Consider the following 16576-nt stretch of genomic DNA (forward strand, 5'->3'; position numbering starts at 1 on the left):
TATAAAAGGCCACCCATCGGGTGGCCTTTTATACTTTATACAATACTGATTTACCAACCAGGTGCAAAGTTTATTCCGAAGCTGGCCAGCTTCAGGCCGTTCTTTTCTAGCGGAATAGCATAGAATGGCTCTATAACCATATAACCAAACAGGTTCACGCGCACCGAGGCGCCTGCACTTACCAAAGGCTTATGCGAACCGGTTTCTGCCGTAAGGCCCCAACTCTCCGTAGTAGATTTATCAGGACTCCAGGCCATGCCCGCATCCACAAACAGGTTTAGGTCTGTTAAAAAGAAGCCTGATTTGATTAGTGCCAGCCGCTCTGGTCCTGTGAACGGCAAGCGGATTTCGGCATTAGCTACTGCTATGCGATTACCATACAGGTTGCTGAACGACACATTGCTGTAGCCATACTTCTGGCTCTTGTTAAAGTAGCCGTTGCCATAACCACGCACAAAAGTTGGGTGTGCAATAGATAATGGACCTAATCTGCCGCTTTCAGCATCACCGCCAATACGCGTCTGGTGCAATGCCCTGAAGGCTATGGCAAATGGCTTCACGAACACATAATGCCTGTAATCAACAATACCTGTCCAGAAGTTAAACTCTCCGAAGTAACGCTCAGCGTGCAGCCTAAAGCGACGTCCGGCTAAAGGGGATGTCAGGCCAAAAGTAGAGTTATCGCCTACATAGGCCACAAATGCCTGCTCAAAATGGAACGGCTCCGGCGCATCCAGCTTTTCGTCCTTCGTTCTAATGTATAAGCCGTCTTTGTAGTAGTTGTTATACTGATCTATGCGATAACTGTAGCGCGAAATGCCTCCACCAAACTCCAACCTGCGGGTGGTGCTAAACACATAGTTACCAATCAGGTTAGCAGACTGCTGAAACATCCTGATCTGCTGCAATATCACGTTGTCTACAAGTTCTTTTTTATCTCCTAACTGTATAGAATCCTGGGTAAAGCCCATTAGCCCGGACATGAACGGTACATGCCCGATTTGTGCACCGAGCTTAAACCTGCCTACCTGACGAAGGTAACCAACCTGGGCTCCAAAATCATAAATCTGGCCATTAAGTGAAGCAGCCGCAAACAACTGATTTGTGCCCAGCACATCACTGAACAGCATATTGATGCCACCATTCAGGCCTGCGCCGTACGGGCCAGTGCTCGCCCCAATGCCCACACCTGCCGTGTTGCTGATGTGGTCGAGTTTGAATTCTGGTTTATAAGCTTTCTCAGAAACATATTCAGCTCCTATACTTGCAGGGTTAGCTGTAGAGGCTTTAGCTAAGTTTGGTGCAATAAGCGGCTTGTTACGTTCCAGTGGAGGCAATACGCCTGCATGTGCCTCTACTTTGTTTTTGTCTACTTCTTTACCTTTAAACTGTGCCAGCGGTGCCGTAAAAATGCTGTAATCTCCCTTTTTGTAATGCGAGTAAGCTACAGCAGAAACATCACGCGCTACCGACAGGGCCGGGGAGAAAGCAGTAATGCCGCTTATACCTGTTACATATTCTGTAAGCTGCTCCACACGCTGTTCTCCAGGTATGTAGCGGTACATGTTACGGTAGCCATCCCTGTCTGAAAGAAATAGTATATTATCGCTGTTTGGTTCGTACACCGGGTTCAGGTTATCAGCTCCTGCAAATACATCGGCGACTTTTATACTTCCAGTGGCAATAGTTAGCTCTGCCAGGTTATAGCTGCTTTTGTTGTCGGTCTGGGTTCCAACGGGTCTGTCAGTAGCAAAAACCAGTTTAGTACCATCGGCAGACCAGCCCGGCATCAGGTCGCTGTAGGCATCGTTGGTAAGGCGGGTAGTTTTTTTGCTGCGAAGGTCATACAAGTATAAATCGCTCTGCATTTCTCCCAACCCAGACACTACTATACTTTGCCCGTCCGGCGACCAGGCTGGATACGCAAAGGCATCTACTCCCGGTATTCTGATGTTCTCGATAATTTTACCACGGGCCACATCTACAATTGCCAGTTTATTTACACCCTGCTCAAACACAACGAATGCAAAACGATTGCCGTGTGGCGAGAACGTACCCGCCGACTCCATGAAGTTGAAGTTATCCAAGTGCTCGTTTTTGGATAGGCTGGCCAGTTGTTTTACTACTTTACCTGTTCTGGCGTCGGCCAAGTATAAATCCAGCCCCAGCACATTCTGATCCGACATGTAGGCAATAAACTTCCCGTTCGGGCTTAGTACCGGGCTAATATTCAGGCGACCCGCATTCTCCTTATGAAGCAGCTTGTTTCCTGTAGCTATACTATCGGCGCTGCTGATATATGGTTTATAATAGTCCTGCAGCTTCGTCTTCCACATGTTACCCAATGTCACGGCATCAAGGTTAAGTACCGTGTCGATGGCGGCTTCGTAGCCATACTTGGCCGTGTTAAGGAAGAGCGGCTCTATTACCTGATCACCCCATGTACCTGCCACAAAAGACCAAAAGGCCTGTCCCCAGCGATAAGGGAAGTACTGAGGTTTGCGGGTAAGATCTTTCAGCGACGGAATGTCTTTGTGCAATACCGCGTCGCGCATCCACATGGCTGTGTTCGGGTCGTGGTGGCCAATAGACATATACTCGGCAAGCCCCTCTACCATCCAGAGCGGCAGGTTACGCATCGAGTTAAGCGACAGCGAATCGCCTGTACGCATCATGTTATATTGAAAGGCGTGTACCAGCTCGTGCCCCAGCACGTGATCTGTTTGTTTGTTGGAGAGTGTAATGGGCATCACCACACGGTTCTTCAAGCCTTCAGTTACACCACCAGTACCTACACTAATAGCGCCACTAATTGCTGTGGTCTGCTGAAAGTCAGCGTGGTTCTTGTAAATGATAAGCGGGTTGGGTTCGGCTATAGTATCTTTTAAAACCAACTGATGCAGCTTATACCATCGCTCAGAGTCCTGGATTACCTTAAGTGCGTCCTGTTGGTTGTCGAAGTAATGGTAGAGTTTGAAGTTGGGACTCTCCATCACCTTAAAATCAAATTTCTTGTAGGCTGGTTTATTGCGTCCAAAGTACTGTGCCTGTACAACAGTGGTTGTAAGCAGCATGAGGCACAGTAAGCCATAGCGTGTTAAGTTATGTACCATATGTTTAGCAGTTTGGATCGGGTGCTGCAAAATGGCTTACGTTCAGACAGTGCTTTAGCGGCACTATATGCTATACTTGTACTCTAAAATGGGTGAAGCTAACTCTCGCAGTATCCGTCTGTTAAGAAAAATTATAGTACCAGTTGCTAAAGCAAATATTTTGCCAGAAATGGGCGTCAAAGCAGCAGTTTATACTGTGAATGGCAAGTGAGGGTAAGTTAGGGAGTCTATAGGTTAATTAGCAAAGGGGTTGTGTTTGCCCTGTGTTATAGCGGAGTTGCTGACTTAATGTTTTTGCTAGTGTAGAAAAAGCAGGAAAAATGTCGTGCTTGTAAAAGTTATACTTACTTGAGTTTTTTGTTTTCCTTGTGGCGCTGGCTGTCGCGATTTGTCTTTTTCTCCAGGTTTTTTTGCAGTGCCTCGGTCAGGTTGATGCCGGTTTGATTGGCTAGGCAGATAAGTACGAAAAGCACATCGGCCAGCTCATCTGATAATTGCTTGCCCTCGTCACTTTTCTTAAAAGATTGTTCGCCGTACTGCCTGGAAATAATGCGGGCTACCTCGCCTACCTCTTCGGTAAGTATGGCCATGTTAGTAAGCTCGTTAAAATAACGCACCCCGTTCTCCTTAATCCAGTTGTCTACAATGGCTTGGGCCTCAGCTATGGTCATAATTAAAAGATGTCTTTGTTTTTAGTGTCCATCATTATGGTTACTGGTCCGTCGTTTAGCAGCGATACTTTCATGTCGGCGCCAAACTCACCGGTTTGCACAGGCTTGCCCAGTACTTCCTCCAATATGGTAACAAAACGCTCGTATAACGGTATGGCAATGGCAGGAGGAGCCGCATTAACATAAGAAGGGCGGTTGCCTTTTTTGGTATTGGCGTACAATGTAAACTGGCTGATCACCAGAATATCCCCCTGCACATCCTGCACGCTCAGGTTCATTTTATCCTGCTCATCGCTGAAGATTCGTAGTTGGGCTACTTTCGTGGCCAGCCACTTCAGGTCTTCTTCGGTGTCGTCGGGGCAAATGCCAACCAGTAGCAATAAGCCTTTCTCTATCTGGCCTTTTACTTTTTTCTCTATTTCTACAGATGCCTGCGTTACCCGCTGAATAACAGCTCTCATAGTTATACTATACTTCGTGGTTCCTGGGCAAAGGTAGCAATTGATTGTTAATTGCTGGTTGCTAATTATTGGTTCGCAGCACCGGGTCAAACCACCCCTAACCCCTCAGAGCTACGCTCGTTAGTTTCGAACTCGCGTTCTCACTAGTCCAAGGCGGGGAATCTTACCTACTACTTTGCTTCCCATTAAAATAGTGACTTAATTCTATTTAAAGATAAGTTAAGCAATTGCTACAACGCTTGCACTTTTAATTAGTAGCAGCAGAAAGTCCCCCTTCGAAGGGGGTAGGGGGATGATAATCGTATGCTGATAACGCCCAGCCCTGCAAAAGACAGGGATATGAGGATGCTCTTCGTGAACTAACTGTCATAAGTTAATCCACATACCCCTCATACAAAATACGACTTACTTTGCCGTTTTTGAGGAAGAAGTGTAGTGTGGTGGGGGCACCTTCGTAGCCGGAGGCAATTACCTCGTTGGGGTTTTGGGTAATCCTGATATCCTTACCAAAAGTTTTAAGCTTGCTCATAAGCTCTGCCTGCGACATACCAACGCGCATGTTATTGCGGAGCGTTATGTCGCTGTTCTTGATATCGGCGACCTGTAACAGGAGGTCACCTGTCTGGCTTGGGGCATAAAATTCCATCATGGAGTTGCCAAAGCGGATGGTAAAGATCGTGTCGGTAACAGTAGAGCGGTGAATATTTTCTATCGGATCGGCATCAATGGTAAAATCAGTATTAATGCGGTCGTAGTAGGAGCTTAAAAAATTACCTTTGCTACGGTTTGCTACAAAAGGGTTTCCCAAAAGGCTTACTGTGGTTGGGGCGGCATTTCGCCTGGTAGAGGTAGTGTCGGCCTCCACGGTTGTTTCGCGCTCACGTGGCATATCGTTCTCCCCATCTGTTGTGGAGTCAGAAGTGCATGCAGAGGCAAAGGTGTTTACCAGGAACAACAGGATCATCAGCCTTAAAGCAAGGCTGTATTTCCAGCGGCAGCTGATGAAGTATAAAGTAGACATGGTAAACGTAAGTAGGCGTTAAGAAATTATACCATACATACGAGAGCTGCCTGCTGAAAAGTTTTGACTAAAAGTAGTTTAGCCAGTAGTATCTGCGCCTGTAAAAGCATAATTTTGCGCAAAGATTACACAAATATGAATATTCAACAAATAGCACTCATAACTTATTTTAATACCGGTAATTTCAGCGGAATTTCTGATCAGGAGAACGACGATCTATATAATTACCTCACGCAAAAAGGCTTATCTGTTTCTTACCAGATCTGGGACGACCCGGAAGTGGACTGGACACAGTTTGAGCTGATTATCCTGAAATCGCCTTGGGATTACTTTGATAAAATAGATGCCTTTTATACCTGGCTGGATAAGCTGGAGCAATTAGGGTGCCGCGTGCTAAACCCGGTGCAGACAGTGCGCTGGAACGCTGATAAACGTTACCTGAAAGATGTGCAGGACAAGGGCATGAAGATAGTGCCTACCGTGTGGCTTCAGAAGGGCAGTACGTTTAATGCAGGAGAGGCATTTGCTACACTCGGCTCAGAAAAAATTATTGTAAAGCCAAGCGTAAGCGGTGGTGCCAAAAATACTTTTGCGCTTACACCTGCCGATGCCGAAGCTAAAACAGAAAGTATAAACGAGCTGTTGCAGGAGGAGGCATTTCTGGTGCAGCCCTTTGTAGAGGAGATCAAAACAAAAGGAGAGTGGTCGTTCCTGTTCTTTAACGGGGAGTACAGCCACACGGTGCTAAAAACGGTAAAGCCCGGCGATTTCAGGGTGCAACACTTCTTTGGGGGCACAATTCATACTCCAGAGCCACCGGCTGCCTTACTAGAAGCTGCCCACAACATAGTAGACAATTTTGCTCAGGACTGCCTGTATGCCCGCGTAGACGGTGTTGAGATTAACGGAGAGCTCCACCTGATGGAGTTAGAGCTGATAGAGCCGTTCCTGTTCCTGGCAACAAATGAGGGTGCCTTGGAGCGTTATTACCAGGCTGTGCTGGAGCACCTGCAGATACCGGCGTAGTTTATACTTCGTCAGGGGAATGGAAAACCAGTAGCGGGACCTCCGACTCCAGTACCAGTTTCTGCGCCAGGCTGGGATTAAGAATAGAGGCAAACCCGCTGCGCTTGTGCGTAGTAAGGGCCAGCAGGTCTATCTGTTGGTCCTGTATGTACTCGTGTAAGGCCTTGGCTACATTGTCGCCTTCTAATAAGGAACAAGTTATACTTGCCTGTGGGTGAGTCTGCGTTAGCTTGTCCTGTAGCGCGTGCAGTTGCTGCTGGTCCTGCTTGTTTTCTGATTTACTGATGTGCACACAATGTAGCTCCGGCCTGAATGGCTCTAAGAGCTGCAGAAGCTGCGAGATAGCCTTGGTGTCTTTGTTGTCGAAGTTGGAGGCATAGGCCACTTTTGAAATCCAGGTGCCCTGGTAAGAGGCAGGTATAGTGAGCACAGGTATATTCAGTTCCTGTACTACTTTGGTGGTTACAGTGCCGAAAAACGAACGGGAAATATTGGATTCGCCTTTGGTGCCCATTACTACCAGATCGGGTTTAAAACGCTCTGCCTCGTCCAGGATCACGTCTTCGGGCAGGCCGTGTATAAAAGCGCGCTCCAAGCGGGTGTGGCTGTTTTGTGTGGTGGCCTGGGCGCGCAACTGCTGGTAAAGCTCCTCCAGTTCGTCCTGTGCTTCGTCCACATTCCGATTTATAACCCGTTCTGCTATTTCTTCTGATGCTGTCATTTCGGGTGGCGGCGGCACGTCTGTGTCAGCGTCGGCAAGGTAGTCCTGGTAACAGTGCAGGAGTAACAATTGTGCCTGTGGTGCAGCAGTGGCCAGTGCCAGGGCATAGTGGCTAGCTTTAACGGAGTCTTCGGTAAAATCAACCGGAACAAGAATCTTATACATGCGGGTGTCTTCTGGTTTGGCTATGTATACGTGTTGCTGTACCAGAGTTTTGCGCCGATCATACAAAGTATAAAAATGGCTTGCTCTGCCGTCTCAATAGTATGGCTAAAGCTGTCAGTATTCAAAAAAAAGCCTAAGTTTGTAGTCCGTAATTACTGCACATGCCGAAACGCATCGTATTCTACTTCATTGGTTTTGTTGTGCTGGCATCGCTGGCCTACTACGGCTTTAACCGCTGGAAAGACTCCCGCGAGAAAGTTGATCTGTGGGCGATGGTGCCGGAAAACGCTGCCTTTGTAGTGGAAACAAACAACCACTTGGCTTTGGTGGAGCACCTGCGGGAAACCAATCTATTAGAGAGCTTTTCTGCCCTTGCCGCCTACCAGCGCTTTGAGGAGAACATGGCTTACCTGGATAGTGTGTCGCCGGGGACGCAGCGCCGCGAACGCTTCTTAGATAAGAAAAATATACTTACCTCTATCCACGTGGTGGGCAAAACCGATGTGGAGTTTGTGCACTACATTCCGGTAAACTCAGTTGGGGAGCACCGTTTTCTGCGCACGCTTACCGAAAACATCAGCAAAAGCGAATTTTTTGAGCAGGATAGCCGGCAATATCAGGGCACTTTGCTAAATGATATAACAAACACACGCCTCGGCACCAGCTTCACCTACTTTACCTACCACAACAACATTATACTTAGCCGCTCGCCGGTGCTGGTAGAGGAGATCGTGCGCCGCATAACCCGGGGTAACCCTACCTCTGTTGCAGCAAAATTTAAAAGCACCAATTACCTGAACCAGCCCGAAGTATACGCCAACGTCTTTATAAACTACCGTGAGCTGCCCAATGTGCTGGGGCTTTTCCTGAAAGAAGACCTGATGCCGCAGGTGCGCTACCTCAGCAGCTTGAGCGAGTCTGCTATGCTGGAGCTGAAACTGGAGCAGGATAAGATCTTTCTGAATGGTTTTTCGGAGCCGGAGACGTTAAAGAACTCCTTCCACAGCAACATTGCACCGGTAAAGCCGCAGCCAATGGGTGTGAAGAACTACCTGCCTAACCGCACGGCTGTTCTTCTGCATTTCGGCCTGGATAAAGTGGTTAAACTAAAGAGGCAGCCTGCCCAGAAAGAAGCGGCGGGCTCGGCTTACGGGGCAACCATAGATAGCTTAGCGCAGGTTTTTAACAATGAAGTGGCGCTGGCTTACATGGAGTCGAACACGATAAATGCCAGCCCCGAAAAAGTAGTTTTTGCCCATGTTGGCAATGCAGCCCGTGCACAAAGCCTCATAAAGCAGCTGAATCAGAAGGTTCTTTCGCCCCGGAAAAAGAAACCGTACACCGAGAAGTATGGCGGCTATACTATAGAGATGATAGAAGTGCCGGAGCTGCCTGCAAAGCTGTTCGGCAGTTTGTTTACAGGCTTTGAGCAGAGCTATGTGGTAGAGGTCGACGATTATATCATTTTCTCTGATGAAGTTGCCGCGCTGCGCGATATGCTGGATGATATCTCGGCCGAGAATGTCTGGGGTAAGTCTGTAGCGCAAAAGGGCTTTATAGAAGAAACGCTGCAGGAGGCAAACTTCAGCCTGTACCTGAACACGGTAAACGCCTGGTATGTGCTTAGCCGCTACATGACTGACAACAGCCGCGAGGACCTGCTGCAGAACGCGACACTGATCAAACGTTTTAACCAGGTCAGTTTTCAGTTTGCCAATACCGGTAAGCAGTACTATACTAGTTTTGTTTTCAGGAAGCAGGATCGGAGCGCTACCTCTGGCGAGGACCTGTTTGTAACAGAACTAACCGAAAAATTTGACACCCGCATCAGCTCCAAGCCATTTCCTATTCAGAATGCAGTGGATCGTAGCCGTGAAATTGTAGTTCAGGATTCTGCTGACGTACTCATTAATATAACGGCTACCGGTAAGAGAGGCTGGGCAGATACAGTGGGTACTTCTATAAGAGGAGGTATAAAGCAAATAGAGTTTGGCCCTGAGAACAAGCTTCGTTACCTGTTTGCCACAGGCAGCAGAATACACGCCATAAACAACCAGGGACAGAGCCTCGAGAATTTTCCGTTTAACATAGGAGACACGCTTAACATACAGCACCTGGCCGTTTTTGATTACGAGAAGAACCAGGACTACCGCCTGCTGATCGATGATAACCTGGGCAACCTGTACATGTACGATATTCGGGGCAATGCCATAGAAGGCTGGCAGCCGCGCCGCATGGATTACCGCCTGGCAACAGAGCCGCAGCACCTGCGCGTAGGAGGCCGCGATGTGATCCTGGTGCTGCTGGAGAACGGCTATGTATATGCATTAAACAAGCGAGGCGAAACTTACCCGGGATTCCCGATCAACCTAAAATCTCCCTTAACATCGGGTGCTTTTATAAATGCCGGCGCCGATCTACGCAAAACCGAAGTTACCGTGGTTACTAAGTATGGCAGCGTTGCTACTTTTAACCTGCAGGGCAAACTCCTAAACCGAGAGCAGCTGGAAAGGCCAAGCAAAGGCGCGTTCTTCAATCTGTTGCCAGAGGAAAACAATGGGAAGTCTTACATTATAGTGCGGCAGGAGCAGGGCAGGGTAGCCATATTTGATCAGGACCTGAACCTGCAGTTTGAGAAGCGCTATGTTACCTCAGCACCTAAAATCGTGCAGTACTTCCATTTCGGCGGCGACAACAAAGTATACGCCGTAACAGAAACCGGCCCACAGAAAACCTACCTCTATACTTCTAAGGGCAAGCTTGTAGGTAACACCACCCTCGAAAACAGCAAGCCAGTGGTTATATACCGCAACGAGGCCACCAACGATTATACTTTATACAAGGTGTTTCGGAAAGAGCTGCAGAAGATCAGCTTTAGGTTGGTGAATTAGACGTTGTACTTTTCGATTTAGCTGTAGTACAAGTTTCTCCTTATTACTATCTTTATTTCTCATAATTACTGTCTTAAAGGCATCAAACACCTTTGTATATAGTGTCAGTAACCGTATGTTTACGCATAGCCGCTAGTTAGGCAATATTAATGTAATGAAAGAAGACGAAGTTTTTAAGTATGTATCCGACCACCAACTTGATTCCATTATGAACAATACAAAATGGAAAGAGTTAGTGAAAGAAATTAACGCAGACCAGAATTATAGTCCTTCTGTCAACATTAAATACATCTTCGACAGAGAAAATAATGGAAAGTTTTCACCTGTATCTTGGGAAGAAGTTGAAAGAGATGGATATAAGCTGATAGAGTGGATTGAGATCAATCCTATCAAAGAAGAGCGGATAGGAGCATTAGTACCTCCAAAAGTTACCGACCATACAGATTTTGTGAAGAGCGCAATAGAAAAACATGGAATTCCATATGAAGTAAATGGCAAGGTATTTAAAATTTGGGGGTATAGAAGAACAAAATAACAATGCCTAACCACACCTAAACGTCATGCTTCGGCCAATGGCCTCACCCGTAGTTTAGCCAAGTACCGTTACTTTTTATGAATTTAAGTCACCTTATCGCCTTGCTCTGTCTCCCTATTGGAATCTTCTTTATGCTAAAGAATAAATTCTGGAAGTATGACTCTAGTGATATGTTGTCTGCAGCCTCACTTAAACTCTTCTTGGGTGGCCTTCTTTTCTTACTAGTAGGGATTTATGGAGTTGTTGATGGGGTAATAAAGCTGGTTGAGTAAGGTAATATGTGTTTTAGTATAAGACAAAGATCAAAATCAGCCTTTAGGCTGCGGCTACGCCTTTTCAAATCACGCAAGAACACGTTAGGCCACATGTAAAACTTAAACGAAACCAATCTTGCTATACTTTCAAATCATTTAGGCTCTTTCAAGCCCTTTAACCGGTCTGTACCCTTGATGTGGTTGCACAGCCGCAGAGCTAAATCCGTCAGAAGTAATACAGTATTTAATATATTACTATGAAGACAAGCCGGAAGAAAATAGTTAAGCGTCGGGGTTATAGTCTGCCATACTTACTTCTGTTCGGAAAGAAGCTACATGTAAGTACAATTGGGCTGCTAGCGTTGGTGGCACTGTTTATATATCGCGTAGCTGATACTACTTTATTAAAAATGGATATAGCCGAAAACGGTAAAATAGTAAAAGGCTACATTTACGATTCGAGGCGCCTAGGGGGTAAAGGGACAGTGTACCACCACTACACCTTTAAAGTGGGCAGCAGCTTCTACGAAAGTAAAGCCGTTGATGGAGATTTTTCAGAGAAAGACTCTATGTACATTGTTTTTGACGGCCAAAGCCCCGATAGGAATTGGGCTCTAAAACATCTGGAAAAAGATCATCCTGCCCTGTTAAAGCATAACCTCAATTATATACACCTAAGCAAGAGCAAGTTTCTTAAAGTATCTGAGGCACACTAAAGTTTGCGTTGCTTTATGTCCGGAACAGATTCAGCCATTACCTTCCATCTGCTTACTAAAAATAACTTAAACATTATTATATTGTGTAGCACATTATCCATCTGCTCATGAAGAAGCTATTCCTGTATTTAGAAGATATACTCATGAGTAGGAAATGGGTGTTGCTCTTTGTAACGCTCAGTATTGCAGTTGTGCCTACCCTTACTAATCTGCTCTTTACATCAGACAAGCTGCGTGCGTTACTGGACAATCAGCTATACTTTGTGGGGTTAGGTGTAGTGGTGTATACCATATGGCTCACGCTGCTGTATTACCTTAAAAAGAAAGACACTATTAAATTCAGGCATCTCAGCCTGACAAGGTCCGAGATCACGAAAGGCCTTCTGCTTAGTGTAGTTATTTATATTGGTGTAAACATTGCCTTAATAGCAGGTGTGTTGCTGAAAGGGGAGAGCTTAGCGCTGGCTAAAAGCTTCTGGTCGGTTAGTGGTGTGGCTAAGGCGCTGGGTGTATTTTTCTTTAACATACTATTAGGAGCTTTTATCGAAGAACTGCTGTGCAGGGCCTATTTAATTCCACAGGGCTATCTGCTGCTCCAGAAAAAGATAAAGTATAAAGTAGTGGCATTGCTGGCTGCGGTTATCTTAACACAGTTGATATTTGCACTTGCACATCTCCCTGCCGAACTGTTCCGTTTCGAAAAGAGCCTAGCCAGTATCGTCAGTAACCAGGGGCAGCTTTTTATGAGCGGACTAATACTTTCGCTGGTTTACTTAAGAACCCGGAATGTTGTTTTTGTGGCAGTGTTTCATGCTCTTATGAACTATAAACTACCTATTATAGATGCAACAGATGCCGACTTTAAGTTTTATTACCTGGTGGGTGCTTTTGTTGTAGCTGTTTTCTGGGATAAAATTATGAAACCAGTCGGTGCAGGCAAACAGGTAAGTACAGAGGCAGATTTTGTTCCAGGTAACCTGGCTTAAATAAGTATAGGCTAAGATGTAATCAGGTCTCCTTATTTATTCCTCCTCAAACATATCTAACACCATCATCACTAACGACGCAAAACATATGTACTACATCCTCTTTTATGCAACTGTTGAGAACTACATAGAAAAACGTGCCCCTTACCGCACCGAGCACCTGGCGCTTGCCCAGCAGGCAAGGCAGGACGGACATCTGGTAATGGCAGGCGCACTTGCTGAACCCGCCGATGGAGCGGTGTTGGTGTTTAAGGGAGATTCCGCTGGGGTGGCAGAAGATTTTGCCAAGAACGACCCTTATGTAAAGAATGGGCTGATCTCGGAATGGAAAGTAAGGCCATGGACAGTTGTGATTGGAGGATAAGCTTACGATTAAAAGCTCCTGAACCACCCTTTTTTGTAAAAGAAGTATAGCTGGAAAAGTATAAGTATACCCATTAGCCCGAGCAATATAGGGTAAGAGTATGGCTCATACAACTCTGGCATGCTGTACCTGAATACTCTGCCAGTTTCAGGGTCTTCGTGGGCGAAGTTCATGCCGTAGAGGCCCACGATAAAGCTAAGTGGAATAAAGATACTGGAGATGATGGTAAGTACTTTCATGATCTCGTTCATACGGTTGCTCACCGTAGACATGTAAAGCTCCACCAAGCTAGACGACATTTCCCGGTGGTTCTCTACCAGGTCTATCAACTGCACGGCGTGGTCGTACGCGTCGCGGAAGTATACTTTAAGCGAGTCGGGTATGGTGGCATCATCCATGCGCAGCAGCTCATTCATCAGGTCACGCTCCGGCCAGGTTATGCGGCGCAGTTTTACCAGTTCGCTTTTCAGGTCCAGTACCTCTGTTAAAGTTGATTTTGAAGGCTGGCGCAGTACCTTTTGTTCCAGTTCCTCCATGTAATGCCCGATCTCCGCCATTACCGGGAAATAGTAATCCAGCACCACATCCAGTACAGCGTAGGCCATGTACATGGTAGGGCGGGTACGGATAACACCTTTGCCAATCCTGATGCGTTCGCGCAGTGGGTCCAGGCAATCGCCGTAGTCGCTTTGCAGTGTAAGAATATAGTTGGCGCCGGTAAAAATAGACAACTGCACATCTACCAACGATTTAAACTCCGGAGACCAGCGCAGCATGCGTGTGATAATAAACAGCCGGTTCTCACCAAACTCCTCTACCTTAGGGCGCTGATAGTCGTTTATCACATCTTCCATCTGCAGCGGGTGCAGGGTAAAGTCTAGGATAAACTGCTCTAGCATATTCTGATCACCATAACCACGAATATCAATCCAATGGCGTGCATTTGGTTTCTCTTTAAACCGCTTTATCAGTTCCTGATAGCTGTTAAGCTCTGACTCCTCAAAATGCGTTTCTGAAAAAGAGATTAGGAAAAAGCGAGGTTTATAAGCCTCTGCGGAAATAACCAAAGAACCAGGTTTGATACCTGCTTTGCGTTCGAGAATTTTGTTGCGCTTACGCTGGAATTTGATTTTGGCCATGCAGCAAGATACTAAGTTATGGCAGGTTTGGTAAATTTATACTTTATAAACTGGTCGGAAATCCCTGCTCAGCCACAACGGGTAAATCATCAGTTGCTCCCCATTCACTCCACGACCCATCATACACGGCTATATCTTGGTAGCCTGCTAAAGTTGCTCCCAGAGCAGTGATACACGCCGTTACGCCAGAGCCACAGCTAAAAATAAGCTTCTTGTTTGTAAGCGGTAAAGTTTGGAACAGTTCTTTCAGCTCAGTTTCAGAGCGCATCTTGCCTTTTTCCAGCACTGCCTCAAAAGGAATGTTTTCAGCGTTTGGCATATGCCCTAGCCGTAGTCCAGGCCTTGGCTCCGGTGCTTTCCCGTGAAATCGTGCAGCAGGTCGTGCATCAATTACACTGTAATTTTCATCTTCAAGAGCCAGCAGCACTTGTTGCTTGTCACTAACTAAGGCGGCATTATACCTGGCCTCAAAGTGTCCTGCAGCAGTGGCATGTGCCGTAGCAAGTGGCTCACAAGTATAACCGGCTGCTATCCAGGCCGGCAACCCACCGTCAAGCACATACACCTGCTCGTGCCCCATAGCCCTAAACATCCACCAGGCCCTAGGGCTGGAGTAGATGCCTCGGTTATCGTAAATTATAAGTATGCTGTTTTTGTTGATGCCCAGCTTTTGTGCCTCCCGGGTAAAACTTTCCGGTGAAGGCAGCATGTGCGGCAGGTTACTGTTTTTATCACTGAATGCGGCATCGATGTCGAAGTATCGAGCTCCTGGAATTTGCAAGGGCTGTTCAACAGATACAGAGGTGGTATTCTGAGTTTGTTTCAGGCTGGCATCCAGTACCACAACCTCAGGCTGTTGCAGGTGCTGGTGTAGCCATTCTACAGATACCAAGGGAGAAGAGGGAAGTTTTATCATAGTTTTAGCTGTTACTCAAGTATGGTTACCTTTACACCCTCCGTATCCTCCAGTTTCGCTGTGATTTCATACTGCAATGCTTTCCTTACCTCCAGCGTTAGTTTGCAATCCAGTTCGAACTGCTGGTCGCGCACCGGCAGATCGTATTCCTTCACCAGGCTCATCACGTCGTTCATCTGCGGGTAAGCATAGTGGGCCTGCAGCAAAACTGTTTCGTGCTGCTCTACAACAGTAGCCTGCTCCAGGGCAGCGGCAGTGGCCGCTTTATAGGCTGTAATCAGTCCGCTTACCCCTAACTTGGTGCCGCCAAAGTAACGCACCACAATCACCAACACATTGCTTAAATCGGCAGAGCGAATCTGGCCAAGTATAGGGTCGCCGGCAGAGTGGTTAGGCTCCCCGTCGTCGTTGGCGCGGTAGCGGCTTTTGTCGGCTCCTAAGGTATAGGCGTAGCAATGGTGGCGGGCATCGTAGTATTTCTTCTTCACCTCCGCCAGAATATCCTTCACCTCGTCTTCGGTATAAACCGGGTAAGCCAGGGCTATAAACTTGCTGCCTTTCTCCTTGTAAAGTCCTTCGGTGGGCTCGGATATGGTTCTGTAGGTGTCTTGCATAGGCTAAGGTAAGTTAGCTAAAATTTCTTGATACGAGATAAGTATAATGGCCAAAACGGCTACCGCAATGCCGATCAGGTTAAGTTTGGTAAGTTTCTCTTTAAACAAAGCCACTGCCCCGATGGCGCCCACAAGTATAATCCCGATATTGTTGATTGGGTACAGAAAAGCACCGTCGTTGCCAAAGGCAGACAGCGCCAGCAGCAGAAAAAAGATGGAGAAGTAGTTCGGAATGCCCAGCAGCACACCGGCTGCTATACTTTTAAAGTTGAGCCGCACTTTGCCCAGCAGCAGCACTACAACCAGCACAAGCAAACCGGCAGTGGCCGAGGTGGTGAACGTGAGCATGGTAAACTGGCTGGCCTGGTGTGGCTGCAGGTAATGCTCGTTTGTATAGTTGATCAGAGAATCGGCAATACCGCTGTTCAGGAAGATAATAAATGGCAGCAGCAGCGTAACAGCCCTAGATGCTTTCACATCGCCATCGTTTCGGGGCCTGATGGAGGTAAGCACAATGGCCACCACAGCTGCGGCCATACCCAGGTAGTTGATGATGTTATAATCTTTTAGGCTGGTACGGAGCACAAGCAAACTGAACAGTACCGGTATCACCATCGAAATCTTGGCTGCCACTGAAGTTGCCGTTACGCCAGCTTTGTGAGTACTAAGCGCCATCAGGTAAAAAGTAAGTATAAATATGGTGCCCAGCGCCATAGCTGCGTAAGCCCAAGTGTGGTTAAAAATGCCAGGCTGCAGCACATCAGTACCTCCCGGAAAAAGCAGTCCAACGAAAATGCATACCGTATAATTTACCACAATGGCCTGAAAGGTGTGCACGTTGTAGTGCTGGAAAAGCTTGAAAATGAAAATAAGAGAAGCGCTTACTAGAACGCTAAGTATAAGGTAAAGCATAGATATCGTTAACAGGCCTGTCTGCCGCAGCTACAAATTTAACTTAACTATAGCCGTAGGCAAGCTGGTAA

At 46.8% G+C, this 16576-nt stretch carries 15 protein-coding genes; 6 read left to right on the plus strand and 9 right to left on the minus strand.

Annotated features, from left to right (window positions below; translation table 11 throughout):
- Positions 1-50: 50 nt before the first annotated feature.
- From H8S84_RS10145 to H8S84_RS10160, 4 genes are all read right to left on the minus strand, one after another.
- Positions 51-3113 (minus strand): BamA/TamA family outer membrane protein, encoded by a 3063-nt coding sequence (locus H8S84_RS10145; RefSeq protein WP_187067200.1) that lies wholly within the window; start codon positions 3111-3113, stop codon positions 51-53.
- A gap of 344 nt (positions 3114-3457) precedes the next feature.
- Positions 3458-3784 carry a nucleotide pyrophosphohydrolase gene (locus H8S84_RS10150; protein ID WP_187067201.1) on the minus strand — a complete coding sequence of 109 codons (327 nt, stop codon included), beginning with the start codon at positions 3782-3784 and terminating at the stop codon, positions 3458-3460.
- Between the two features lie 2 nt (positions 3785-3786).
- Complete coding sequence (gene dtd, locus H8S84_RS10155) at positions 3787-4245, minus strand: D-aminoacyl-tRNA deacylase (protein ID WP_187067202.1); 459 nt, start codon at positions 4243-4245, stop codon at positions 3787-3789.
- 373 nt (positions 4246-4618) lie between these two features.
- Positions 4619-5266, minus strand: coding sequence for a hypothetical protein (locus H8S84_RS10160; protein ID WP_187067203.1), 648 nt, complete (start codon positions 5264-5266; stop codon positions 4619-4621).
- 135 nt (positions 5267-5401) lie between these two features.
- Here H8S84_RS10160 and H8S84_RS10165 point away from each other — a divergent pair, with 135 nt between their 5' ends.
- Positions 5402-6292 carry an ATP-grasp domain-containing protein gene (locus H8S84_RS10165; protein ID WP_187067204.1) on the plus strand — a complete coding sequence of 297 codons (891 nt, stop codon included), beginning with the start codon at positions 5402-5404 and terminating at the stop codon, positions 6290-6292.
- 1 nt (position 6293) lies between these two features.
- Here H8S84_RS10165 and H8S84_RS10170 read toward each other — a convergent pair whose 3' ends face one another.
- Positions 6294-7244: a universal stress protein gene (locus tag H8S84_RS10170; protein ID WP_230407127.1), complete on the minus strand. Its 951-nt coding sequence runs from the start codon at positions 7242-7244 to the stop codon at positions 6294-6296.
- A 95-nt stretch (positions 7245-7339) separates the two neighbouring features.
- On the opposite strand from H8S84_RS10170, the gene H8S84_RS10175 reads away from it, so the two are divergent.
- From H8S84_RS10175 to H8S84_RS10195, 5 genes are all read left to right on the plus strand, one after another.
- The gene (locus H8S84_RS10175; RefSeq protein ID WP_187067205.1) at positions 7340-10069 is read left to right on the plus strand and encodes a hypothetical protein; all 2730 of its coding nucleotides are present in this window, start codon (positions 7340-7342) and stop codon (positions 10067-10069) included.
- A 154-nt stretch (positions 10070-10223) separates the two neighbouring features.
- Positions 10224-10604: a DUF6678 family protein gene (locus tag H8S84_RS10180; protein WP_187067206.1), complete on the plus strand. Its 381-nt coding sequence runs from the start codon at positions 10224-10226 to the stop codon at positions 10602-10604.
- 511 nt (positions 10605-11115) lie between these two features.
- The gene (locus H8S84_RS10185; protein WP_187067207.1) at positions 11116-11574 is read left to right on the plus strand and encodes a hypothetical protein; all 459 of its coding nucleotides are present in this window, start codon (positions 11116-11118) and stop codon (positions 11572-11574) included.
- 107 nt (positions 11575-11681) lie between these two features.
- Positions 11682-12560 carry a CPBP family intramembrane glutamic endopeptidase gene (locus H8S84_RS10190; RefSeq protein ID WP_187067208.1) on the plus strand — a complete coding sequence of 293 codons (879 nt, stop codon included), beginning with the start codon at positions 11682-11684 and terminating at the stop codon, positions 12558-12560.
- Positions 12561-12648: 88 nt separating this feature from the next.
- The gene (locus tag H8S84_RS10195; protein WP_187067209.1) at positions 12649-12924 is read left to right on the plus strand and encodes a YciI-like protein; all 276 of its coding nucleotides are present in this window, start codon (positions 12649-12651) and stop codon (positions 12922-12924) included.
- 8 nt (positions 12925-12932) lie between these two features.
- On the opposite strand, the gene corA is transcribed toward H8S84_RS10195, so the two are convergent.
- Genes corA through H8S84_RS10215 form a run of 4 tightly spaced genes read right to left on the minus strand, consistent with a single transcriptional unit; the run spans position 12933 to position 16505 of the window.
- The gene (gene corA, locus H8S84_RS10200) at positions 12933-14063 is read right to left on the minus strand and encodes a magnesium/cobalt transporter CorA (RefSeq protein ID WP_187067210.1); all 1131 of its coding nucleotides are present in this window, start codon (positions 14061-14063) and stop codon (positions 12933-12935) included.
- Between the two features lie 43 nt (positions 14064-14106).
- Entirely contained in the window at positions 14107-14979 is an 873-nt protein-coding gene (gene sseA, locus H8S84_RS10205) for a 3-mercaptopyruvate sulfurtransferase (protein ID WP_187067211.1), read from the minus strand.
- 11 nt (positions 14980-14990) lie between these two features.
- On the minus strand, positions 14991-15593 hold the full coding sequence (locus H8S84_RS10210) for an IMPACT family protein (RefSeq protein ID WP_187067212.1): 603 nt from the start codon (positions 15591-15593) through the stop codon (positions 14991-14993).
- A 3-nt stretch (positions 15594-15596) separates the two neighbouring features.
- Positions 15597-16505, minus strand: coding sequence for a hypothetical protein (locus H8S84_RS10215; protein WP_187067213.1), 909 nt, complete (start codon positions 16503-16505; stop codon positions 15597-15599).
- Positions 16506-16576: the final 71 nt, after the last annotated feature.

Source organism: Pontibacter cellulosilyticus, assembly GCF_014306105.1.
GTDB classification, from domain to species: domain Bacteria; phylum Bacteroidota; class Bacteroidia; order Cytophagales; family Hymenobacteraceae; genus Pontibacter; species Pontibacter cellulosilyticus.